20 protein-coding genes and 1 pseudogene are annotated in these 22,902 nt (G+C 49.1%); 11 read left to right on the top strand and 10 right to left on the bottom strand.

Going from position 1 to position 22,902, the window contains the following annotated elements; all coding sequences use genetic code 11:
* Positions 1 to 40 precede the first annotated feature (40 nt).
* Positions 41 to 1,054, bottom strand: a complete 1,014-nt coding sequence (locus BV494_RS22615) for an NADP-dependent oxidoreductase (protein ID WP_104925055.1) — start codon at positions 1,052 to 1,054, stop codon at positions 41 to 43.
* 87 nt (positions 1,055 to 1,141) lie between these two features.
* Between BV494_RS22615 and BV494_RS22610 the strand changes: the two genes are divergently transcribed.
* Positions 1,142 to 1,690 carry a TetR/AcrR family transcriptional regulator gene (locus tag BV494_RS22610; protein WP_192938217.1) on the top strand — a complete coding sequence of 183 codons (549 nt, stop codon included), beginning with the start codon at positions 1,142 to 1,144 and terminating at the stop codon, positions 1,688 to 1,690.
* Positions 1,691 to 1,945: 255 nt separating this feature from the next.
* Positions 1,946 to 3,120, top strand: a protein-coding gene (locus tag BV494_RS22605) for an IS3 family transposase (protein ID WP_104925053.1) whose coding sequence is annotated in 2 segments (ribosomal slippage) — positions 1,946 to 2,213 and positions 2,213 to 3,120 — 1,176 coding nt in all. Because the reading frame shifts where the segments join, the coding sequence is not laid out codon by codon here.
* 92 nt (positions 3,121 to 3,212) lie between these two features.
* On the opposite strand, the gene umuC (BV494_RS22600) is transcribed toward BV494_RS22605, so the two are convergent.
* From umuC (BV494_RS22600) to BV494_RS22590, 3 genes are all read right to left on the bottom strand, one after another.
* Positions 3,213 to 4,475 (bottom strand): translesion error-prone DNA polymerase V subunit UmuC, encoded by a 1,263-nt coding sequence (gene umuC, locus BV494_RS22600; RefSeq protein ID WP_104925052.1) that lies wholly within the window; start codon positions 4,473 to 4,475, stop codon positions 3,213 to 3,215.
* A 2-nt stretch (positions 4,476 to 4,477) separates the two neighbouring features.
* Positions 4,478 to 4,897, bottom strand: a complete 420-nt coding sequence (gene umuD / locus BV494_RS22595; protein WP_104925051.1) for a translesion error-prone DNA polymerase V autoproteolytic subunit — start codon at positions 4,895 to 4,897, stop codon at positions 4,478 to 4,480.
* A gap of 150 nt (positions 4,898 to 5,047) precedes the next feature.
* On the bottom strand, positions 5,048 to 5,281 hold the full coding sequence (locus BV494_RS22590; RefSeq protein WP_104925050.1) for a hypothetical protein: 234 nt from the start codon (positions 5,279 to 5,281) through the stop codon (positions 5,048 to 5,050).
* 580 nt (positions 5,282 to 5,861) lie between these two features.
* Here BV494_RS22590 and BV494_RS22585 point away from each other — a divergent pair.
* The 9 genes and pseudogenes from BV494_RS22585 to BV494_RS22545 all read left to right on the top strand — a co-directional run bounded on the left by BV494_RS22585 (position 5,862) and on the right by BV494_RS22545 (position 14,769).
* A complete protein-coding gene (locus tag BV494_RS22585) occupies positions 5,862 to 6,506 on the top strand; it encodes a hypothetical protein (protein WP_192938212.1) in 645 nt (214 codons plus the stop codon).
* A gap of 561 nt (positions 6,507 to 7,067) precedes the next feature.
* Positions 7,068 to 7,331, top strand: coding sequence for a hypothetical protein (locus BV494_RS25930; protein WP_192938211.1), 264 nt, complete (start codon positions 7,068 to 7,070; stop codon positions 7,329 to 7,331).
* A 7-nt stretch (positions 7,332 to 7,338) separates the two neighbouring features.
* Positions 7,339 to 8,076, top strand: a complete 738-nt coding sequence (locus BV494_RS22575) for a metallophosphoesterase (protein WP_104925047.1) — start codon at positions 7,339 to 7,341, stop codon at positions 8,074 to 8,076.
* A gap of 902 nt (positions 8,077 to 8,978) precedes the next feature.
* Positions 8,979 to 10,148: pseudogene (umuC, locus tag BV494_RS22570) on the top strand (translesion error-prone DNA polymerase V subunit UmuC); the annotation flags it as partial.
* Between the two features lie 117 nt (positions 10,149 to 10,265).
* Positions 10,266 to 10,631 (top strand): copper resistance protein, encoded by a 366-nt coding sequence (locus BV494_RS22565; protein WP_104925045.1) that lies wholly within the window; start codon positions 10,266 to 10,268, stop codon positions 10,629 to 10,631.
* 52 nt (positions 10,632 to 10,683) lie between these two features.
* A complete protein-coding gene (locus tag BV494_RS22560) occupies positions 10,684 to 12,729 on the top strand; it encodes a protein-disulfide reductase DsbD family protein (RefSeq protein ID WP_104925044.1) in 2,046 nt (681 codons plus the stop codon).
* A complete protein-coding gene (locus BV494_RS22555; protein ID WP_104925043.1) occupies positions 12,729 to 13,313 on the top strand; it encodes a DsbA family protein in 585 nt (194 codons plus the stop codon). Before BV494_RS22560 ends, BV494_RS22555 begins: the two co-directional genes overlap by 1 nt.
* Complete coding sequence (locus BV494_RS22550) at positions 13,300 to 13,806, top strand: protein disulfide oxidoreductase (protein ID WP_104925042.1); 507 nt, start codon at positions 13,300 to 13,302, stop codon at positions 13,804 to 13,806. Before BV494_RS22555 ends, BV494_RS22550 begins: the two co-directional genes overlap by 14 nt.
* Positions 13,807 to 14,028: 222 nt before the next feature.
* Complete coding sequence (locus BV494_RS22545) at positions 14,029 to 14,769, top strand: carbonic anhydrase (protein WP_104925041.1); 741 nt, start codon at positions 14,029 to 14,031, stop codon at positions 14,767 to 14,769.
* Positions 14,770 to 15,013: 244 nt separating this feature from the next.
* On the opposite strand, the gene BV494_RS22540 is transcribed toward BV494_RS22545, so the two are convergent.
* From BV494_RS22540 to BV494_RS22515, 6 genes are all read right to left on the bottom strand, one after another.
* Entirely contained in the window at positions 15,014 to 15,775 is a 762-nt protein-coding gene (locus tag BV494_RS22540; protein ID WP_104925040.1) for an SDR family oxidoreductase, read from the bottom strand.
* Positions 15,776 to 15,792: 17 nt separating this feature from the next.
* Positions 15,793 to 16,503: a carboxymuconolactone decarboxylase family protein gene (locus BV494_RS22535; protein ID WP_104925039.1), complete on the bottom strand. Its 711-nt coding sequence runs from the start codon at positions 16,501 to 16,503 to the stop codon at positions 15,793 to 15,795.
* Positions 16,504 to 16,719: 216 nt separating this feature from the next.
* Complete coding sequence (locus tag BV494_RS22530; protein ID WP_104925038.1) at positions 16,720 to 19,308, bottom strand: autotransporter outer membrane beta-barrel domain-containing protein; 2,589 nt, start codon at positions 19,306 to 19,308, stop codon at positions 16,720 to 16,722.
* A 355-nt stretch (positions 19,309 to 19,663) separates the two neighbouring features.
* Positions 19,664 to 21,154, bottom strand: coding sequence for an autotransporter outer membrane beta-barrel domain-containing protein (locus BV494_RS22525; RefSeq protein ID WP_104925037.1), 1,491 nt, complete (start codon positions 21,152 to 21,154; stop codon positions 19,664 to 19,666).
* Positions 21,155 to 21,171: 17 nt separating this feature from the next.
* Positions 21,172 to 21,864: a hypothetical protein gene (locus BV494_RS22520; RefSeq protein WP_104925036.1), complete on the bottom strand. Its 693-nt coding sequence runs from the start codon at positions 21,862 to 21,864 to the stop codon at positions 21,172 to 21,174.
* A 283-nt stretch (positions 21,865 to 22,147) separates the two neighbouring features.
* Positions 22,148 to 22,843, bottom strand: a complete 696-nt coding sequence (locus BV494_RS22515; RefSeq protein ID WP_192938210.1) for a helix-turn-helix domain-containing protein — start codon at positions 22,841 to 22,843, stop codon at positions 22,148 to 22,150.
* Positions 22,844 to 22,902: the final 59 nt, after the last annotated feature.

The following is a 22,902-nucleotide window of genomic DNA, read 5'->3' as shown; positions in this document are numbered from 1 at the left end:
ATAAACGTTCGGCCATGCATAAGAAAGCAATGTTGCGTTGCTAAAAGTTAATCAGCACAATTTTGCCCTGAATATGTCCTTTGGCTGCGCGCTCATGGGCTTTGCGGGCGTCAGCAAGCGGCCAGGTGCTGTCCAGAACCACCCGGATACTGCCGTCGTTAAGCAGGCTGGCCAGTTCGGCAAGCTGACGTCCGCTTGAACGCACCTGCGTCGCGGATACGGTAATACCGCGTTTTTCCGCGTCTTCCGCACCGGCAAAACCCAGCGGGAAGACCGGGAACAGGGCACCCCCGCGCTTTATCGCTTTCAGAAAACGGTGGCTGTTTGCGCCGCCGACGGCATCAATCACCAGATCCAAATCCCGTGCAACGTCTTCAGGCGGGGTTTGGGTGTAGTCGATAAACGCATCCGCGCCCAGTTCACGGAGCCGCGCTTCATGTTCGCCCGATGCCACCGCAGTAACGTGTGCGCCTTTCAGTTTCGCGACCTGAACGGCGAAATGCCCGACGCCGCCTGCTGCGCCGTTGATCAGCACTTTTTTCCCGGCGAGAGCGACCGGAACGTGCGGTTCGGGCTGGAGAGGATTGGGTTCTTCATGACCCACTTCCACCATAAATTGCCAGGCCGTCAGCAATGACATCGGCGCGCCCGCCGCGTGAATGTGATCGACGCCAGCAGGTTTCAAAGCGAGTTCCTGCACCGGCACGCTCACGTACTGCGCATAAGCCTGACTTTCACCCGTGCTGAAAAACCGCACCATCGAATACACGGCATCCCCCACGGAAAATGCTGTGACGTCACTGGCGACCGCTTCCACGACGCCCGAGATATCCGTTCCCAAAATGATCGGGAATGACAGCTGTGGCCGCCATTCAGGCGGAAGGGCGCTGTATCCATCGCGCAGATACCAGTCGGGGGGATTCACGCCGACAGCGTGAACGCGAACCAGCACTTCGCCCGGCCCGATCGCCGGCACAGGGGCATCTTCATAGTGCAATACGTCCGGGCCGCCGTAAGCGTGGATCCGAACGGCTTTCATCATATTTTGTGACATCGCTTTATCCTGAGTGAGGGGGGTGTTAAATTATCCGGAACACTGGTCCATATAAACGGTTCACTGATCCACTTGTCAAGGTGAATGATGAGAGCTGACGCAAAACAAAACTATGAACACATTCTTTCGGTCGCAGAGGAATTCCTCACGGGCGGGGTGGCTGATGTTTCCCTGCGCGATATTGCCCGCAAAGCCGGGGTGGGAAATGCGACGCTTCACCGGCACTTCCCGACGCGGGAAGCGCTGTTTGAAGCGTTACTGCGCAAGGGTTTTGATGCCCTGAGTCTGAGAGCGGCAGAACTGTTGGTCACGGACGACGCGAAAGGTGCGCTGGTGATATGGCTGCGTGAAGCCGCTTCCGTGACCTGCGCGTACAGAGGCGTGATTTCGCCGATGGTGGCCGCCATTGCCGATGAACATTCTGCGCTTCACGACTCCTGCGTTGGCTTACGAACCGCCGGTACCCGCCTGCTGAGCCGCGCACAGGCAGAAGGTCTGGCGCGTAAAGGCATGGACGGCAACGATCTGTTTGCGTTGATCAGCGCGCTGGCGTGGCTCGCCGAACAACCGCCGCTGGTTCCGCACGCCGACAATGTTTTCGGGATTATTGCGGACGGGATTTTTATACGCGGCTAGCCCTGTCTTTTCCCCCCTAAAAAGACACGCCCCGTCAGGAGAAAGCGCCAAAAAATTCTTCTCAGCGAGATCAACACGATAGTCGTGCGGGAGGCGGCAGGCCTGCTTATCGGCGCGGGCAGGCATTGATCTGAATACCTGATCAACTACACTGTATATAAACACAGTATAGTTGCAGGAACTGCAGTGGCATAGTTAATTTGGCCACCTGAATAGAGGTGATATCATCGCCTCATAGTCAAAACAGGTGACATTATGACCGGACGTAACAAACGCAATTTTAGCCCCGAGTTTCGCCTCGAAGTTGCCCAGCTTGTACTCGATCAGTATTACACCGTTGCCGCCGCTGCCACGGCAATGAATGTCGGTAAATCCACGATGGATAAGTGGGTTCGGCAGTTGAAAGAAGAACGAGGAGGGAAATCACCCGTAGCGTCACCCATGACACCTGAGCAGATTGAAATACGCGAGCTGAAGAAAAGACTTCAACGTGTTGAAATGCAAAGAGATATATTAAAAAAGGCTACCGCGCTCTTTATGTCAGACTCCCTGAACAGTTCTCATTAGTTGAGAAACTCAGGGCGCGGTTTCCTGTTGCCGTTGTGTGCAACGTGTTTGGGATTCATCGCAGCAGCTATAAATACTGGCGGCAGCCAAAGAAGCCTGATGCCGCACGCGTGGCATTACTGAGTCTTGTTCGTGAAAGCTATCGCGAAAGTAATGGCTCCGCAGGTGCACGTAATATTGCCGCGATGGTCACTACCAAAGGCGTAAAACTGAGCCGCTGGCGGGCAACAAAGCTAATGAAAGAACTTAATCTCATCAGCTGTCAGCAGCCTGGTCATCGATATAAAAAGGCGTCTAAGGAACACGTAGAAATCCCCAATTATCTGGAACGCCAGTTTGCAGTAACAGAGCCTAATCAGGTCTGGTGCGGTGATGTGACTTATATCTGGGCGGGTAAACGCTGGGCTTATTTAGCCGTTGTGCTTGATTTGTTTTCCCGTAAACCAGTTGGCTGGGCGATGTCATTTTTTCCGGACTCTGCACTGACAGGTAAAGCGCTGTCCATGGCCTGGGAGGCGCGAGGAAAGCCCGCTAATTTGCTGTATCACTCGGATCAAGGCAGCCACTATACCAGCAGGAATTTCAGACAGTTATTGTGGCGATATCAGATAAAGCAAAGCCTGAGTCGCAGAGGGAATTGCTGGGATAACAGCCCCATGGAACGTTTTTTTAGAAGTCTGAAAACGGAGTGGGTACCGGATAATGGATACGCTAATTTTAGCGAAGCCAGGACAGCAATAACTAATTACATAACGGGATATTACAGCCAGCTCAGACCTCATCAATATAATGGTGGTTTGACGCCAAATGAATCAGAGCGATTGTTCTGGAAAAACTCTAAAGCCGTGGCCAGTTTTGCTTGACCACTACATATCGCTGATTTTCGTGACCGTGGTGAATGTGAGTGGGACTCACCAAAGGCTGTTTACTTCCCTCATAACGCTCCTAAATAATTTCACCTCGCCACTGGTAAGTCTGCATATCGAGTTGTGTAAGCGGGAGAAAGCATCTCCCGTTTCATAGCCCAGGTTTTTTCGATTCCCTGCCCTGCAAACCAGACCTTTCCTTTTCCAGAGTTATTTAATTGATCGATAGCCTCCATTAAAGCTGCACTATTTTTTCGTGGTGAACTATCGTCAAATAAGTTTAGTTGCGCCACGCCATTACTAAAAAAATCAGCAAGCATGACACCAGCTTTCATATATCGATGGCCATCAACCCATATCCTCTTCAGAGAGTTTGTAGCCGAATTTATAATGTCACGAGTATCATTGGAAGGGGTCAGTAGCTTCATGGAAGCTTGATTTGCATAGTATACTTCATTATCTGCATGTGGGCTGGTACGAAGGAAAACACTGACGAAACGACAGAACTGGCGCTCACTACGCAGTTTTTCTGATGCTCTCTCTGCATAAGCACAAATTGCTTGGTGCATATCTGAGTACTGAGTTATTCGGTTACCAAAAGATCTACTGCAGATGATCTGTTGTTTTGCTGGTGCAAATTCTTCTAATTCAAGACATTGTTCACCTCGAAGTTCACGAACAGTCCTTTCGAGAACAACGTTGAAGTGTTTTCTTATTACCCATAATGAGCTTTCAACCAGGTCAAGTGCTGTATTAATACCCATTGAATTAAGTTTCTTACTAATTCTCCGACCAACACCCCACACATCCTCAACAGAGGTAAGTGCCAGCAACCTGTGCTGACGTTCAATATTCGATAAGTCGACAACGCCACCAGTGCCACGCCATTTCTTGGCTGCATGGTTAGCTAGCTTTGCTAATGTTTTTGTTTGCGCAATACCAACTCCCACAGTTAAACCTGTATTTTTAAATACTTTGTTTTTCATTTCATGACCGAAATCACTTAATGGCATGCAGTTTATCACCCCAGATAAATTAACGAAGGCTTCGTCTATTGAATAAACTTCGATCGAAGGAGATATTGCAGTTAGCGTCTGCATAACTCGCTCACTTAGATCGGCATAAAGTGCATAATTAGAACTAAATATATGAACCCTGGAACTATATGTATTGTTTTTTATTTTAAAAAAAGGCTCACCCATTTTTATACCGAGGGATTTCGCTTCAGCTGAACGAGAAATAATGCAGCCATCGTTATTGGAAACCACGACAACAGGCTTTCCCTGCAAGTCTGGCCGAAAAAGAGTTTCGCAAGAAGTATAAAAACTATTTACATCTACGAGAGCAAACATATTTATTTATGAGCCTTAATACTGAAAATCACCACCCCAAATATTTCTAATTCATCTGCATTTTGAAATGAAATTGAAGAATAAGCATGGTTGTGGGGTACTAACTGTAGATAAGGGTGAGTACGAAGTTCTTTCACGGTGAATTCACCTGAAACAGCAGCAATAACAATATCGCCATGTACGGCCGAAAGCGAGCGATCGACCACTAAAAGATCACCATCACTGATACCAGCACCATGCATAGACTCCCCGCTAACTTTTATGAAGTAAGTGGCACTCGGATGTCTTATCAGCAATTTATTGAGATCCAGTCTGTCCTCAACATAGTCCTGCGCTGGGCTCGGAAAGCCACAGGGCACTTTCTCAGAGAAGAGGGGAAGTATGAGCGGGGGAGAAATCTCAGTTGGTCGGGTGAAAAGCATGATGTTGATCCTGATTTACTGTGTTTATATACAGTATTACTGAATGCAGCTAAGGATCAAGAAACTTGTGAAGCGATTCCTGAAAGTGCTTGAAGTGTCTGTTAATTTAGTTGTGTGGTATCCAATATAGTTTTGTTGCTTGACTTAAACTCAGTTCAGCGAAACCGTAGCACTCTGACAGTAATTCACGCCTACTCCTTGCTCTTCGATGAAGAACCAGCTCTCACTATAATGGTCTACCATGCCGTTGTAATCTGTTCTGAGAATGGAAAGCTCACGACGCAACTCAGCTACCAACTCGCTGCTGAGGGAGTCGCTCTTCATTTGCAGTAGGCTGGCCGGGTTTACGCCCTGCTCCTGCTCCTGCATCGCAGCAGCCAGCATTTTCAATGCCTGAAGTGGTCAAGAATCACATTTCGGTCAGTTCCCGAGGTAATAGCAATGGCAGGTTTGGTGTTCCCCGCCCTGAAGGCAACTGTTAGCGCAGGCATGTTAAGGCTGTTTGTCGTCTTATGTTGCTAATGCGCTGAGATATTACCGATATCTTTAAAACACTAATACTTTAACATTTGGTTTTTTATCTCGAAAATGCATGCGCTTTCTGAAAGAAAATATCAAAACTGATGATTGCTGTATCTTTTAATTTCAATGATGGCACTGCCTTTCATTATCAGTGATTCAATCGCTGGTCTTCATTAGTAAACGGACATGCAACGAATTAGATAAATATCTCTCTGGTATATTTAACTGTTGGTTTTCATATTGTTTTCGTTAATTTTATTCCTTACACTGACAAAGTGCTGAGTTGGTTTTCATTGCTGCCCATCCGATAAGGAATAGTTCATATTACTGAGTGCTTAATTTATATTTGGTTTTGAAAAACATCACTCATGATCTTGGTGGGTATTCTGATTGTTTTTTATTCCCTCTGACTCTGAGGGTGTTTGCAATGCGGGGTTTTTCAGTGATGGATAATGCGGTAATTAAATCGTTGAAAGTAAAAAAAATAAAAACAATCTCCGGATGTTTTTCTATTTTTTCATTTCTTGTGTATATTATCTCATTGCTGATTTACGGTTTGTGTCGATATGGCTACGCTGGAATGTATGTCGGAGGCTTATATTATTTATCATACATATTAATTATTTTTTCTATTTTATTTGGCATTTTTTCTCTTTCAAAAAATTCTATAGTCATCTCTATGTTCATCGTTGCTTTCATATTGCTTTCGAATAAATATGATGTTCGTGGGTTTTTGTTTAAAAGTGGTTTTCAATGGTATGTTGCATCGCACCAAGATTTTAAAAATAATTGTATTCCGTATGTCTATGGCGAATCAGGTTCTCAGGTAATATCCTGGTGTATGAGAGTTCATGACTCGGTTGCTAACAATATGAGTGATGTTATTTACGATCCTTCTGGGGAAATAAATAGAAAAAAAATCGATAGATCCGATGAATGGATGGAAGCCTTTGTGTTTTTAGCAAAAAAAACTAAGGGTAGTGCTTTAAATATAATGAATTTTATTGAGAATTTACATGACGTGGAATACATGACTTACCCTCTAGGCAATGGCTATTACGAGGTTTGGTATAATCTCTATTATTAAAAATAATCATAAATTTTTTTTAAAGAGGTTGATATAAGTGAATTAAAATCGACTGATGCGTTCTCAGTGGGTGCAACTACCGGCTCAAATGCAGCACCGGATTCTTTTGTTGCGGCCCATTTTTTACTTGACCAAAACGGCAATCCAATCACTGACCCTGTGGTCGGGGGGCTCAGTCCTATAATATATATTTAAGTGATGGAACCGTATTAGGTGGCAAAGATGCGAACCCTAATAATTGGTTGATTGCACCAGCATCCTATGATTTATCGAGCGCTCTCGTTTTCGCGTCATCGTTGTCAAACCAACTTCCACCAGCAGATTCAGAAGGCCCGGGAATTTACGACGTTGCTGCTGTTTTATCCTCGATGGTTGATGCATTCAGGCCTGCTGGCTCACAAGATCTCCAGAGGAGTACAGATTACGGAATTCCAGCAGATCATTTTGTAAAGGCATTTACGGATGCTGCGTCATACAATTTAGGTGTTGTCACTAGCTTGTTAGGGATACCTTCCTATAAATGGTAGTAATAACTCACTTATCCTTGGCAATAATGAAACCGTGATTGCTAATGGTGGTAGCGATGATGTTGTGCTCGAAAGTAATAATGCTCACGTTACCACTAACGGCGATGCAGAACAGATATTGCTTGCTGGCAATAATAATACTCTGACGGCGAACGGTAAGAATAATACTGCTGAAGCTTCGGGCACTGGCAATGTGCTTAATCTGTCCATTGTTGCCATAGTGGTGAAAAACATGAAATTTGAAACCGGATTTATGGCTATGAGTCACGATCTTGTTCCGCACACAATAATCGTATGAGGTCTTTATGCTGATAGCGCAGGTTTCAGACATTCACGCCTCACCCGAAAATGATCATCTGTTTCGGTTCGACCAGGTACTAAATTGGCTTACGCATCTGCAACCGGACGTACTGGTAGTTACAGGTGATCTAATGGATGGGCATTGGCAGGAAGGTTATATAAAGATAGCTAACCGCCTTAATCAGCAAAATTACCCTTCGTTGATCCTGCCGGGTAACTCAGACGACCGCAGTTTGTTACGTTCTGTTTGGGATGAGAACAGATGGGCGCACGATGCCCAAGGAGAATCCCTGCACTTAACTCATAACACCGATGGCATTCGCCTGATTGGTCTGGATTCGACGATTGATTATAAGGATTACGGCAGCGTGACTGACCATCTGGAATGGTTGGATAATCAACTTAGCGACGCATACAGCCCTCCGTCCTTGCTGTTTCTGCATCATCACGTATTTGCATCTGGCATACCAACGCTAGACGAAACGATGTGCAGAGGTCTGCCTGAGATGGAAGATTTGATTAGACGCGCCCCGGCCAGACTACTCGCCATTTCTTCAGGCCATGTCCACAGACCAATAGCGGGTACGTTTGCGGGCATACCTGCCTACATTTGTGGCTCCGTCTGCCCGGCTAATCCTGTCTGGTTTGGAACAGTAAACGCTCCCCCTGCGAATGACCCACCAGCGTTGATAATTCACCGCTACGTCAGTAACTCCCTTACCAGTCATCACGTTTGCGTTTAACTGGCATTCAGAAAAACATAGGCCTCATAGAAAACGACCTGATCCCCAGTGATTAACACTTCATGATATGAGGAATCTCCGCTCCTGGCACGAAGCAGCCCAAGTCAACAGCAGGGCTGCTATGAGCGAACAGCGGACATTGCTAACAGTATTCTGTACTAATCAACGGGGAGTAGGTCAATTTGGGCCATGCATTAAATGTTTTTTCTCAAGAAGTCAGAAAGTCTTTTGATCCTGATTTCTTAATGGGGTTTAAATTTGTGATTAACGATACCCTAGGCGTGTACAATAATATTTCTCCTATGTTTCTTATTCCAACTTCGTACTGCTCACATATACGCGAATTGTTTGGCCAAAAATGAATACTGATCGTTCCCTAAGGGATGTAGTAAATCTAAAAACTATTTATAAATAATGAAATGCAATAATTATCTCATTAATATATTTCGATGGATGAAGGATTTGATGGAAACACCAAGTGATTCCTCATTAACTATAAAAATTTAATTAAATAATATTCTTCTGCTTTTAGCACGAAGTAGTCAGACGTGGGAATTCGAGCTGCCCTATATTAGAAACCAGTCACACTGCCTAATCATGCTGGCAATTTCTCCTGCAATCGGGACGGTTTCAACCCCGTCCCGGAGATGGCCAAGTGATCCGAGAATGGTAGACAAGTAAAATAAAAATGGATAGTCAAATCAGATGTAAACCCGCAACCGAAACTGAGCATTTATCGTAGGAGGTTAACTTGTTTGAAGTCGCTTCTCACCGTATTTACCTATAGAGCCCGTTAACTTGACTTTACCACCAAGGCCAAAAATTCAGAAAAAAGTTAGTAATTAAATTTTATTAAAAATCATCAAGTTATTAACAACTAACTGTTAGTATCATTCAGATACAATGACGGCTGCGTGATAGCGCTTTCGGCGGAAGCGAAGAAGCTCAAAATCAAAATGGGCGCGCCGTACTTCAAACAAAAAGCCCTTTTTCAGCAGCACGGCGTGGTGGTTTTCAGCAGTAACTACGAACTTTACGGCGATATGAGCCAGCGGGTGATGACGACGCTGGGAGAGTTATGCCCGAAAATCGAAATCTACAGCATCGATGAAGCCTTTCTCGATCTCAGCCGGTTACCGGCGGATATCGATTTAGAACGTTTCGGCAAAGAAATCAGAGACACGGTGAAGCGCAACACACGGCTGACCATTGGTGTGGGCATTGCGCCGACGAAAACACTGGCCAAACTGGCGAATTACGCGGCAAAGAAATGGACAAAAAGTCAGGGGGTTATCGACCTCTCTGATCCGGCCCGTCAGAAAAAACTGATGTCTTATGTCCCGGTCGAAGAGGTCTGGGGCGTCGGGCGGCGGATATCGAAGAAACTGAATGACGCCGGGATTAAAACGGCACTCGAGCTTGCCGAATGCGATCTGTGGTTTATCAGAAAGAACTTTAATGTGGTAATGGAACGCACCGTGCGCGAGCTGCGTGGCGAACCTTGTCTCGGCTTTGACGAATTTGCGCCCGCCAAACAGGAAATTGTCTGTTCACGATCTTTCGGCACGCGGGTCACGGCGTATCAGGAAATGCGTGAAGCCATCTGCTATTACGCCACGCGCGCGTCTGAAAAATTGCGCGGGGAGCATCAGTTTTGCCGCCAGATCTCCGTATTTGTCAAAACCAGCCCGTTCGCGGAAGGCGAGATTTACTATGGGAATCTGGCCAGTACCCGGCTCATTACGCCCACACAGGACACCCGCGACATTATCTCCGCCGCAATACAGTGTCTGGATAATGTCTGGAGAGACGGCCACCGGTATCAAAAAGCGGGCGTGATGCTCGGGGATTTTTTCAGTCAGGGTGTGGCGCAGTTGCACCTGTTTGATGAGCGTGCGCCGCGTCCTGACAGCGATGCGCTGATGGCGATGTTTGATAAAATTAATGACGAAGGAAAAGGAGCATTGTGGTTTGCGGGGCAAGGGATCCAGCGAAACTGGCAGATGAAACGCGAGATGTTATCCCCCGCATGGACAACCCGTCTGAGCGATGCGCCGGTGGCGCGTGCCTGACGGCTACCCGCGTCACGCCGCGCAGAGTATTGAGCGTAAATTCATGTAATTCATGATTCATACATCTTGTGAATGTTTGAGTGGCCGTTAGAATGGCGGCCTGCTTGCGAGGGAAATGTGGATAAACAACGGCGTTCAGCACTGCTCTATTTATGCCTGGCCTGTCTGGTCATACTGACGTGTATGACACAGCGCATCGCCGGGCTGAATGCGTTGTCCGCTATCCTGCATCAGGAAACAGCGACTACGCAGGCGTCATCCACGACCTCTGAAATCGCTAAAATTCCCGCTCCCTGCGAGCTCAGCAGCAAATCGCTGCTTTCCGTTCCTCCTCTCCTTTTAGAATTTGCGTTTCTGGCGCTGAGCCTGCTGCTGGCCTTTTTGTCACGCGGCAATATGGCGGCGATCCGCCTGCTTGTGCCGGAAGCCGTCCCTGTGCCGCGCCTGCGGGTGCATTTGCGGCTCTGCGTTTTCCGGGAATAAAAACACGCCTGTTTTTCATCAGGATGTGACTTTTTATTTTTGGAGAAAATCGATGCGAAATTTATTCAGGGCGGCCGCTGGCGGCTTACTGATGCTCTGGCTGCATACCGGATATGCTGCCGACACCGGCTGGCTGCAAAGCCCGCAAAACTCCCACGCGAAAGTGCGCTTACAGGCGCAGCCTGCCCCTCTTTCTGAAAAAGAAACCCGGCTGCTGCTCTCTGTCAGCCTCGAAAAGGGCTGGAAAACCTACTGGCGATCGCCGGGCGAGGGCGGCATTTCACCGTCGGTCGACTGGCAAAAACCGGTCACTGTGCAACAGGCAAAATGGGACTGGCCGACGCCCGCACGTTTTGATGTGGCGGGCATCACCACGCAGGGCTATCACGATGAAGTCACGCTGCCCGTTACCCTCAGCGGTGAAGTGCCTGGCACAATAGCCGGAACGCTGACACTGCCGGTGTGCAGCAACGTGTGCATTCTCACTGACTATCCTTTTAGTCTGGATCTCGGTTCGTCCGGGGATAACGCAGATTTTGCGCGTCAGTTCGCCGCCGCGATGGGCAAGGTGCCGATTGCGGAAGGTCTGGCGGACACCATCACGGCGGGATATCGCCCCGGCGTATTGCAGATCACCGCTCACCGCGAGCAGGGCTGGCAAAATCCGGAGGTCTTTACCGATACGCTTGAAGGCAGTTCTCTGGGTAAACCGGTGGTGAAAGTGGACGGGCAACAGGCGCGGTTCACGCTGCCTGTGACGGACGAATGGGGCGATAAGGCGGCGGATATCACGGGCAAAACGCTGAGTATCGTGTTGTCAGACAACGGTCTGGCGCAGCAAATTCACCTGAAAGTGAACCCGCTTCCAGCCGAAGCGCCGGGCGCTGTCGCACTCTGGCAAGTGGCGCTGATGGCACTGGCCGGGGGGTTCATCCTCAATCTTATGCCCTGCGTTCTGCCGGTGCTGGGCATGAAACTCGGCAGTATTTTGCAGGTGGAACAGCGCAACCGGAAAAGCATTCGCGTGCAGTTTCTGGCGTCGTCGGGTGGGGTCATTACCTCGTTTCTGGCACTGGCGCTGCTGATGACGGGGCTCCGTTACACTGATCAGACGCTGGGCTGGGGCATTCAGTTTCAGAGTCCGTGGTTTATTGGGCTGATGGTACTGGTCACGGCGCTGTTTACCGCCAATCTGCTGGGGCTGTTTGAAATCAATCTGCCCTCAAAGATGACGACACGTCTGGCGACGCATCGGCGTTCCGGTCTCCGCGGACACTTCGCTGAAGGCGCTTTTGCCACGCTGCTGGCGACGCCCTGTTCCGCGCCGTTTCTCGGCACGGCGGTGGCGTTTGCGCTGGCCGCACCGCTGCCGGTTCTGTGGGGACTGTTCCTGATGCTGGGCATCGGCATGAGTCTGCCGTGGCTGATGATTGCCCTGTGGCCGGGGCTGGCGATGTGTCTGCCGCGGCCGGGGCGCTGGATGTTACGGCTGCGGCTTTTCCTCGGCGCGCTGATGCTGTCGGCCTGTCTCTGGTTGCTCAGCCTGATGCAAAACCATTTCTCTGCGCTGACGGTCGTCGTGCTGGCGGGTATCTTGCTGGTGATGCTGTTTTCCTTATCCCTGCGGCGCTACGGGTTGCGCAATTGTGCGTTAACCGCCGGTGCGGGCGCGCTTCTGGCAGGCGCAGCCATCGTCATTGTCTCGCCGTTTTCCGGCACGGGCGGGAAGCCACTTCGCGATGATATTGCCTGGCAACCGTTGTCCGAAGAGGCGATTCAGACCGCGCTGGCGGCAAAGAAAGTGGTCTTTGTGGATGTGACCGCCGACTGGTGTGTGACCTGTAAAGCCAACAAATACAACGTACTGATGCGCGACGATGTGCAGCAAGCACTGACGGAAAACGACGTTGTGGCCCTGCGCGGTGACTGGACGTTACCGTCAAAACCGGTCAATGACTTCCTGCAAAAACGCGGCAGCGTCGCCGTGCCGTTTAATCAAATTTATGGTCCGCACAATCCTGCCGGTGAAATCTTATCGCCGTTGCTGACGCGCGATGCCGTATTACAGGGGCTGAAAGATGCCCGTGGAGCCCGATAATGAAAACGTTAATGCTGATTATGATGATGGTGATTTCTCCGGTGGTTCTGGCGATGACGCCGGAAGACACCCTGTTTAATAACCCGGCCTCGCCGTGGTTTGGCGCGAAAAATCCCCGGCTGACCATTGTGTCCTTCACCGATTACAACTGTCCTTACTGCAAGCAGTTTGACCCGATGCTGGAAAAGGTCGCGAAAGAAAATCCTGATGTCAGAGTGGTGATTAAACTGCTGCCTTTTCGCGGGGCAAGTTCCATTATTGCCGGTCGTGCGGCGATGACGGTCTGGGAGCAGCATCCGGAAAAGTTTCTGGTGGTACATCAGCGGCTGATGTCTAAAAAAGGGCAGCATGATGAAGCCAGTGCGCTCGAGGCGGTGAAATATGCCGGACTCGAACCTATTCGCGTGACGCCTGCCAGTTACCTTGAACTTAAAACCAATGTGGAAATCGCCGAAGTCTTGGGTATTCAGGGCACCCCTGCGACGATTATTGGCGATCAGCTGATTGCGGGGGCCATCTCCTGGGAGGATTTGCAGAAAGTCGTGAAGGAACAACTGGCGAAGGCAAAGCATGATCAGACTTAAACGCTGGATGCGCGAAGGGGCGATTCTCGTCGTGCTGATTTTGGTGGTGATGCTGGGAATGGATTTTCTGCGCGCGCCGCAGGCACCGGCGGGTTTTGGCAGCCAGCCGTTGCAGACCCTCAGCAATCAGTCCGTGACGCCCGGCGAACAAAGCCAGCAACGCCCGCTGCTGGTCTACTTCTGGGCAACGTGGTGCGGTGTCTGCAAAATGACCACGCCTTCAGTTTCCCGGCTGGCAGAAGAAGGGGAGAACGTCCTGACCGTGGCATTGCGCTCGGGGGATAACGCCACGCTGGAGCGTTATCTGCATGGAAAGGGCATTAAGATGGCGGTGATTAACGATGCACGCGGCGATTTGTCGGCACAATGGGATATTGGCGTCACCCCGACGTTTATTATCATTGATAAAGGGCAGGTCATTGCCACAACCACCGGATGGACCTCTTACTGGGGAATGAAAGCGCGGCTGTGGTGGGCGCAAATTCGTACCTGAATTGCCGCTGCTGTTATCGTCTGAAACAAAAGGCCTTCACCGGGGTGGAGGCCTTTCTTTATTTCTGAGAAGTCATTAACTTTTTATAAATATTGGTTTTTTGTAAAATATATGTGTCTATCATCCTGATATTTACGATCTCTCTTCGGTGTTTTGCGTTCATTTATTTTTTGCTGCGTATCATGACCCGGTGAAAATTACCTCAACAATCGGGAGTACAGAATGGAAGATAAACAATCAGCGCTATGTTCACGACGGACGATTTTGAAACAAACTCTGGCGGTTTCAGCCCTTTCGGTCACCGGACTGGGGCTTTTATCAATGCCTTCCATTTCTTTTGCCGCATCACTCAGTAAAACAGAACGTGATGCTATGACGCCGGATGCGGTGATTGAACATTTCAAACAAGGCAATTTGCGTTTTAGAGAAAATCGCCCGGCGAAGCATGATTATCTGGCGCAAAAACGCAACAGTATTGCGGGGCAGTATCCGGCAGCGGTGATCCTCAGTTGCATTGATTCACGCGCCCCGGCAGAAATTGTGCTTGATGCGGGGATCGGCGAAACCTTTAATTCCCGCGTTGCGGGCAATATTAGCAACAGCGATATGCTGGGCAGCATGGAGTTTGCCTGCGCCGTTGCCGGTGCAAAAATCGTTCTGGTGATGGGGCATACACGCTGTGGCGCTGTGCGTGGCGCAATTGATAATGCCGAGTTGGGAAACCTGACGGGGCTGCTGGATAAGATTAAGCCTGCGATTAAAAGAACGAAATATAACGGAGAGCGCAAAGGTGACAATTATGATTTTGTCGATGCAGTCGCGCGGGAAAATGTCGTCCTGACGATTGAAGATATTCGTAAAAACAGCGCAGTCTTAAAAAATCTGGAAGACCAGAAGAAAATAAAAATTGTGGGCAGCATGTATCACCTTGATGGCGGGAAAGTCGAGTTTTTCGAGGTGTAGCGTCTGTTTTCAATTCGCGCCCGGCAGTCTGTAAAAAACGCTGGAAACCGGTTATTCGGATATGTTCTGAGCGAGGTGCCACGCTCAGACAATGACCCGCCACTGATTGGCCGCGAACCGCTGCAAGCCTCGTACATGGACTGGTCACTGCCGCAGCGAAAGTAATATTACGATAAGGTTAAGCACTTAAATCCAGGCGTGCGTCCCAATGACCGGGGCAGCACGCCTGATTTTTTTATTCGGATTAACGAACCGTATATCCGCCATCAACCGGCAGGGCATGGCCGACAATGAAACTGGACGCCGGGCTGCACAGCCAGAGTACGGCGTCGGCGATTTCTTCCGCGCGGCCTAACCGGCGCATAGGCACTTCTTTCATCAGTTCAGCCATGGCTTCAGGCTGCGATTCCAGCATCCCGGACACCATCGGCGTTTCGATAATGCCGGGGCAAACCGCATTGATCCGGATACCTTTGTGCGCATATTCCAGCCCTGCGCTTTTGGTTAAACCCACGACGCCGTGTTTTGAGGCGTGATAAATGCCCCGTTCTGCAATACCGACTAAACCGCCCAGCGACGAATTGTTAACGATCGCGCCGCTGCCCTGTTTACGCATTTCAATCAGCTCATACTTCATGCAGTTCCAGATGCCGCGTAAATTGACGTCCATGACAAAATCATAATCCCTGGGATCGGCATCTGCGGTTTCCGCGACCGGGCTTTGCACGCCAGCATTATTAAACGCAAAATCCAGACGTCCAAAGGCGGCGACGGTCTGTTCCACCATGCTTTTCACTTCATTGATATCCGCGACGTTGCAACGAATCCCCACTACTTTAAAGCCTGCGTCTGCCAGTTCCTGCGCGGCGGCGGTGACGGCATCACCGTTAACATCGGCCAGCGCCACGCTTGCGCCCGCCTGTGCAAAAGCTTTTGCCGCAGCCAGCCCCATGCCCGAAGCGGCACCGGTCACCAGGGCAACCTGATTTTCAAATAAAGTCTTCATAAAAAATCCTGTGAAAGTTAAGACTGACGCGATTCAAATATTTGTTTAAAAATCGGTAAGGCGGAGAACACATTCGGCCAGCCCGCATAGAAGGCTAACTGGGTTAATGCTTCACCGGCCTGTTCCTGTGTCAGCCCGTTATCCATCGCTTTACTCAGATGAAAGGTAATCTGCGCAACCTGACCGTTGGCGACTAACGCGCTGACGGTGACAAGACTGCGGTCGCGGGGGGCGAGATCGGGCCGCAGCCAGAGATCGTTGAAAACCGCGTCGGTGGTAAATTTCACCACGCCCGGAGACACCGTGGCGAAAAGCCCGCTGACGTGAGTGGCGCGTTGCGCTTCGGCTTTTTCATCCAGAGGCAGGGGCGTAATTTCAGCGCCGGGCAAACGGGCAGCATTAATCCCTTTTTCTGCAAACACTTCTGCCGCCAAAACGGCCGCGGCTTTGGCATTGCCCCAGCCTGAGTAAAACGCCAGATGCGCAATAATCTCTGAGATTTCTTCCGCTTTTACGCCGTTGTTCAGCGCCAGATGAAACTGGCTGCGCTGTTCTGAAAGATGATTCCGGGAAATCAGCACGGCAAGGGTGATGATGCTTCTGTCGCGTGGTGAGAGTTCCGGCCGTTTCCAGAGATCGCCCGAGAGGATGTTTTCCTCGTAGAGCGCTAATGCCGGGGAACCTGCTTTAACCGCAGGTGTGATGTGAGCAGAGGATGAATTGTCCATGTCATAGACCTTGTGGGCTGAGTTGAAGAACAATCATACCCGTGAGGTTTCACAAGATTAATGCAGGAATATGGGATGAACTTATGAGGAAAATTCATCACTGAAAGCTGTTAATAAAGGCAGAAGGCTGGAAGAAAGTTTGGAAAAGGAAAAGCCCCGGCTGTTGAGAGGACCGGGGCTTTTGCGGAACGCGAGCATGATTTAAAGTTTCGCTAACTAAAACTTGTACTCAGCGCCCAGATACGCATGAACTTCATTGCTCACGTCACTGGCAATAAGGGTATTCACTTTGGCCGTGGTACTCCAGTTTTTAGTGAGCGTCGCGTTCAGCCCGACGCCGATGTTTCCACCGTTCAGGTTCTGCCCGCCGAAGTTATAATCTGACGTATCGAACTTTGTGTCCTCAGAGAAACGCCCGACGTAAGCCGTTTCAATGTAAGGACGCAATACCTGGCCGCCTTTAAGCTGGATGGTTTTACCCGCTTTCACACCTGCACCGGCAAAACCACCGCTGTATTTACCGCTGGAAATCTGGCTGTAGCCGTCGTTATACGCATCGGTTTTGGTCTGGCTGTAGCCTAAAACGGTATATGGCTGCACCCACCAGTCATCGGCCAGATTCACCTGCGCACCCACGCGCGCCTGCCATAACCACGAGTTACCGTCGTAATCGCCACCTGCGTTCAACGTGCCGTCTTTGCCGGACGCGGAATAGGTCATGTCGCCGTAAGTCGCAGTGGTATCAGCAAACAGATGCCAGTTCTGGCCTTCGGCCTGATGCTGTGTCCAGCTGGCGTAAAGGCTGTAGTAATTGCCGTCGATGTCGTTGCTGCCGTTGCTGCTGGTCAGATCCAGATCGTTGTGCAGATAACCCAGACCGACACCCACCGTCAGCAGGTCACCGTTGGACAGCGCCAGTGACGTATCGCCACCCAACTGGAACCCGGAAATATCGTTACTGTATTGGGTTGCGCCCGCCGTGCGGTCACCGCCGGAATACATACCGTCCATCCAGACATTGCTGTCAGCTTTTGGCTGGCCGTTTTCGCCCATATGGCGGGCATCCAGATGCTGAGTAATGCTGTTGGCCATCAGATGAATCATATCGTCGCTGGCTAACAGACCGGCCTGCGCGGCCTGTAAATCAGCGGCGACGGTTTCGGCAGGTTTAGGTGACGGAGCGGGTTCTGGTGTTGGAACTGGTGTGGGATCTGAGGTGGGATCCGGTGTCGGATTTGGCGCTGGGTCAGGCGTTGGGCTCGGATCCGGGATCGTGTCTGTGCTGAACGCGATGCTGTAATAGCCTTTGTCCGTCAGCCCTTGTTTGCTGCTTTCATCGGTCACCTGATAATTAATATGATCCAGCACGTAAGAGCCGCTGCGCACGGAATCCAGCACGGAATTCGCGCCGACCTTGTTGGCAATCGTGACGTCTTCGCCTTCGTTGAAGAAGAAATAAGACGATTTGCCGGTATTGACCAGCGTCGGGTCGACATAATTAATATGGGCATTGACCTGGTTAAAACCGGTAATACGCTGGGAGTTATCGAGGTTTTCGCCGCCAATCACACCACCGCCGTTCACGTTCAGCGTTAACGAATCATCAGCCGCATTATCGAGAGAGGTGATATTCCCGCGATACGTGGCGTTAGAAATATTCACGGTGGTATTCGTTACGTCACTGGCAGTATCTCCGGCGCTGTCGACATTGATGTTGCCGTTCAGTTGGGCACCCTCAATATTGAGCAACATTGTGGAACCCATCAGGTCGGCGTTGCCATTGACCACGGTACCGTTCGTCAGGTTTATTTCGGCGCTGCCTTTATTCATGTTCATCGCGCCGACAGCCCCGTTAATCTGGCTGTTAGCGATATAAAGTTGTGCCGCGCCGGTTGCACCAATTTGGGATGAAAATGCGGTCGCTAAAACCATAAACTGTTGGTCATTCCCGTCCGGGGTACCGATCTGGCTGTCGGCAATATTTATATTTGCGGTTGCACCGATACCGGTATTAGAAATGTACATCTGAGCGGCATTCGAAAGCCGGGAATTGCTGATAGTAAGCGTACTGTCTGTTGCTGTGGAAACTTGCACAGATGAGGATTTATCCGGGGTAATGGAGTCAATATTGTCGAGCGACACTGTGGCTGAGCCATAAAGTGACTGAATATCAATCTTGTCTTTAAAGGTGCTGTTTTTAATTTCGGTATCATAATCGCCATTCTGGACATCAGATAAACCGCCATCAAACTGGTTGTTATCGGCGTACAACGACAGATTTGCATCCGCGTTAACTGAAACCTGATTGCTGAAATGCGAACCGGTCAGGCTCACCAGTCCGGGGCCATCACCTTGTTGCCCAATTGCCAGAGAATTGAAGCCACTTTCTGTTTCAAAATCGCTGTCGGCAATTGTCACGTCAGTCGTATAGCCGTTGACTGAAACGCTTCTTCCCTGAAATTGCAAATTGTCAGCATTGAATGTTGCCGTGCCGCTGTCTCCATTGGCCTGAACATTAAGGGAGGATGAGGCGGATTTCGTACTGTCGTTGATGTGGGTATTGGTCAGGCTAACGTCGGCATTTGCACCGGTTGACGTCACATTGAGGGTGTTATTGAACGTGGTGTCATCCGCGCTGAGTTGCAGGTTATCGGGGCCAGAGAAATTAACCGCATCGTTGACCGTTTCGTTGCCATAATTCAAGGACGATATATCAGCATGAGCGCCATTTGCGATAGCCAGAGAGATTAAAGACGCCAGAACGACTCTTTTCGTATGACATGAATAACGTATTCTTTTCTTCATTGCGTAAAATTTTCCTTCACGAAGATATCCTCCATCCTTTGAATCGTGATGGATTAAGTTCGATTAATAACAGAAATGGAATTGCGCACGTTTTCGCCTTTATTTTCAGGTCGAAGCGGTATTGGCGCCGAAATTAAATCCCTCATTCCTCAGGGATTTCATGACGCAAGAATATCGATTTTTGTTTTTCATTTCTCGTCCATTTTTGGACATAATAAAAAGCGGTTAAATATGTGGTGGGTATTGAATAATGACAATGTATTGATGAGGTTTATATTTCCATGTTTGAAGCAATAAATAAAAAAGGCCGCTTTCGCGGCCTTACAGTTTTGAATGTTACATCATGAAATGAATATCAGAACTTAAATTCCGCACCCACATACGCGTGCACTTCATTACTCACGTCACTGGCAATCAGGGTATTCACTTTAGCCGTGGTACTCCAGTTTTTGCTCAGTTGTGCATTCAGCCCTGCGCCAACACTGCCGCCGTTCAGATTCTGGCCGCCGAAGTTGTAATCTGACGTATTGAACTTCGTGTCTTCGGAGAAACGCCCGACGTAAGCCGTTTCAATGTAAGGACGCAATACCTGGCCACCTTTAAGCTGGATGGATTTACCCGCTTTAACACCTGCACCGGCAAAACCGGCGCTGAATTTGCCGTCTGCCACCTGGCTGTAACCGTCGTTATACGCATCGGTTTTGGTCTGGCTGTAACCGAGAACGGTATAAGGCTGAACCCACCAGTCGTCGGCCAGATTCACCTGCGCACCAACGCGCGCCTGCCATAACCACGAGTTACCGTCGTAATCGCCCCCCGCATTGAGCGTGCCGTCTTTGCCAGATGCGGAATAGCTCATGTCGCCGTAAGTCGCGGTGGTATCGGCAAACAGGTGCCAGTTCTGGCCTTCGTCCTGATGCTGTGTCCAGCTGGCGTAAAGGCTGTAGTAATTCCCGTCGATGTCATTGCTGCCGTCGCTGCTGGTCACATCCAGATCGTTGTGCAGATAACCCAGACCGGCACCAATGGAAACGGCATCACCGTTAGATAACGTCCATGCAGTACCGCCGCCCAGCTGGAAGCCGGTGATATCGTTGCTGTATTCCGTGGTTCCCGCCGTGCGGTCGCCGCCGGAATAAATACCGTCGATCCAGACATTACTGTCAGCCGTTTGCGCGCCGTTTTCGCCCATATGGCGGGCGTCCAGATGCTGAGTAATGCTGTTGGCGATGCGGTGGATCATATCGTCACTGGCTAACAGACCTGCCTGAGCGGCCTGTAAATCAGCAGCAATCCTTGGCTCAGGTTTGGGTGCCGGAGGTGTCGGCTCTGGTGGTGTTGGTGCCGGAGGTGTTGGCTCTGGCGGTGTTGGTTCCGGTGGCGCAGGCGGGATCGGATCGGCGCTAAATACAATGCTGTAATAGCCTTTATCCGCCAGCCCTTGTTTGGCGCTTTCATCAGTGATCTGATAATTAATCATGTCATTGATGTAAGAACCGGTGCGCACCGTATCCAGAACAGAATTTGTGCCGACTTTATTGGCAATAAAAACGTCTTCGCCTTCATTGAAGAAGAAATAAGACGCTTTTCCGGTATTCAGCAGTGAAGAGTCCACGTAATTAATATTGGTGCTGACGCGGTTAAAACCGGTAATTCGCTGAGAAGTATCAACGGCTTCACCGCCGATAATCCCGCCGCTGTTTATATTCAGTGTTAAAGAATCGTCGGCTTTACTGTTTGTCGAGGTGATATTCCCACGATAAACTGTGTTGGCGATATTTACCGTGGAGTTTACTGTGTCGCCAGCTTTTTCCTGGTAAGAACCGAGGGAAATATTTCCTGACAAAGTTGCTCCGTCTATATTTACGGAGTTATTCCCCCCGTCATGGTGGCATTACCATTCATGACAGTATCTTCATTGAGGTTAAGAATCGTGCTGCCGCCAGTATTATATATACTAACAAGAACGTTACCCAAAACCTGGCTATTAGAGATATCCAGTTCAGCCTTTCCGCCAGTAAACATTGCGCCGACTTCAGTGATAGTCCCTGTAGGATAAATTTGACCGGTGGCACCCAGTAGTGTATCTGTGACTTTTATGGTCGCATTGCCGCCATAGATATTAAAACCCCGTGGGTTTTGGTTATTACTCATATCAACATTAACATCACCGTTGTATGCATCAATACGCAACCCAACCCCGGGATTCTTATTTGCAGGCAAAACATCATAGTTGTTAAGGGTGAGTGTAAGGTCACCATTCGTTGCGGCTAGATTGATCCTGGCATTATTGTATCCTGCTTCATCACTGACAGTCGTACCATTCAATTCGGCAACCAGATTATCTGATGCAGTGACACTAAGCCCCCTTATAAACTGGCTATTATCAGCAGTAAAATTAAGATCGCCGGATACTGATGTTGTGGTCATATCAGGATAGGTTTGATTGCTGTAATCTAAATCTTGCGCCTGCACATGATTAGTTACTGCCACGGATATTAAAGAAGCCAGCATCAGTTTCTTGGTGTGACAGGTGTAGGGTGTGTTTTTTTTCATTCCTGAAATCCTTCCTTGTTGAATGTATTGCGCATCTTTCCTATCATCATTTCAAAAGTGATAAATGGAAGGGCGCTGGCGTTGAAATTAAATCCCGTTCTTGTTGGGATTAGATGGCGACAGGATATCTATTTTGTATTTGTTTTTCTCGTCCACTTTTGGACACAATTGGGAAATATTTAAATAGGTGTTGGAAATGAAATTTATATTTATATTGGTGGTTGTTATGTAAATAACAATTAATTGAAGTGATTCGCTAGATTATTTAACATATTACGCAAGCTTAGCTGCCATGACTTTTATGATATTTGGCCGGTATATTCTCGGGAAGCGGTTTAACCAATTGAATCAATTTTCCATTTTCCACGGTGATAAATCCCTCTTCACGCAGGGTGGCGATGATCCGCATTATGCCGCTGCGTGCCAGATTACTGCGGGCAAGAATATAGTTTGAAACACCGATGCTGAGGCGTTCTTCGGGGGGGAGCGTGCCAAGTTCTTCGAGTAAGCCGCAAACAATATGCAGTGACGTTCTGTTAATCAGCAGGTTATTGCGGTTCGCCTGATAATCGCTGAGGTACGTTTGATAGGTCAAAACATGCGGGAAAACGTGATGTTTAATGGCGAGTTTCAGGGCTTTTTCACGGGGGAGAAGACTTATTTTTGAACCCTTTGCAGGTTCGAATTTAAAAAGCTTGTACTGAAACAGTGAACCCTGAAAACCAAGAATAAAAGGTGCCCGCGCGGTGGCAAGCAACATCATATCTGAACGGTGGTATACGTTGACTTCCCCTTCAGTGACCAGCGCAACTGCCAGAGAGTTATTTTCGTGTAAGTGCAGATTACCGTTGCCTCTTCTTTTTTCTTGCAGAGGTTCTGCATAAGGGAGAAAAAGAGAAATAAGCTCTTCCAGTATTAATAACGGTTTCTCCATGGGGAGCGGGGCAGGGCTTGAATCAGCAGTAATAAGTGACGTCATTTCGGTAGCATCCATTCTTTATTAATAACCCAAAGGATTATGTGTTTATTTTATATCGG

Origin of the sequence: Rahnella sikkimica (genome assembly GCF_002951615.1) — a bacterium.
GTDB classification, from domain to species: Bacteria; Pseudomonadota; Gammaproteobacteria; order Enterobacterales; family Enterobacteriaceae; genus Rahnella; species Rahnella sikkimica.
This window is presented reverse-complemented; position numbering and strand designations above follow the sequence as displayed.

Bases quoted from the DNA above. Each gene is read 5' to 3' on its own strand.
- BV494_RS22615 (WP_104925055.1), bottom strand. From the start codon at position 1,054: ATGTCACAAAATATGATGAAAGCCGTTCGGATCCACGCTTACGGCGGC.
- BV494_RS22610 (WP_192938217.1), top strand. From the start codon at position 1,142: ATGAGAGCTGACGCAAAACAAAACTATGAACACATTCTTTCGGTCGCA.
- umuC (WP_104925052.1), bottom strand. From the start codon at position 4,475: ATGTTTGCTCTCGTAGATGTAAATAGTTTTTATACTTCTTGCGAAACT.
- umuD (WP_104925051.1), bottom strand. From the start codon at position 4,897: ATGCTTTTCACCCGACCAACTGAGATTTCTCCCCCGCTCATACTTCCC.
- BV494_RS22590 (WP_104925050.1), bottom strand. From the start codon at position 5,281: ATGCTGGCTGCTGCGATGCAGGAGCAGGAGCAGGGCGTAAACCCGGCC.
- BV494_RS22575 (WP_104925047.1), top strand. From the start codon at position 7,339: ATGCTGATAGCGCAGGTTTCAGACATTCACGCCTCACCCGAAAATGAT.
- BV494_RS22560 (WP_104925044.1), top strand. From the start codon at position 10,684: ATGCGAAATTTATTCAGGGCGGCCGCTGGCGGCTTACTGATGCTCTGG.
- BV494_RS22555 (WP_104925043.1), top strand. From the start codon at position 12,729: ATGAAAACGTTAATGCTGATTATGATGATGGTGATTTCTCCGGTGGTT.
- BV494_RS22550 (WP_104925042.1), top strand. From the start codon at position 13,300: ATGATCAGACTTAAACGCTGGATGCGCGAAGGGGCGATTCTCGTCGTG.
- BV494_RS22545 (WP_104925041.1), top strand. From the start codon at position 14,029: ATGGAAGATAAACAATCAGCGCTATGTTCACGACGGACGATTTTGAAA.
- BV494_RS22540 (WP_104925040.1), bottom strand. From the start codon at position 15,775: ATGAAGACTTTATTTGAAAATCAGGTTGCCCTGGTGACCGGTGCCGCT.
- BV494_RS22535 (WP_104925039.1), bottom strand. From the start codon at position 16,503: ATGGACAATTCATCCTCTGCTCACATCACACCTGCGGTTAAAGCAGGT.
- BV494_RS22530 (WP_104925038.1), bottom strand. From the start codon at position 19,308: ATGAAGAAAAGAATACGTTATTCATGTCATACGAAAAGAGTCGTTCTG.
- BV494_RS22520 (WP_104925036.1), bottom strand. From the start codon at position 21,864: ATGAAAAAAAACACACCCTACACCTGTCACACCAAGAAACTGATGCTG.
- BV494_RS22515 (WP_192938210.1), bottom strand. From the start codon at position 22,843: ATGACGTCACTTATTACTGCTGATTCAAGCCCTGCCCCGCTCCCCATG.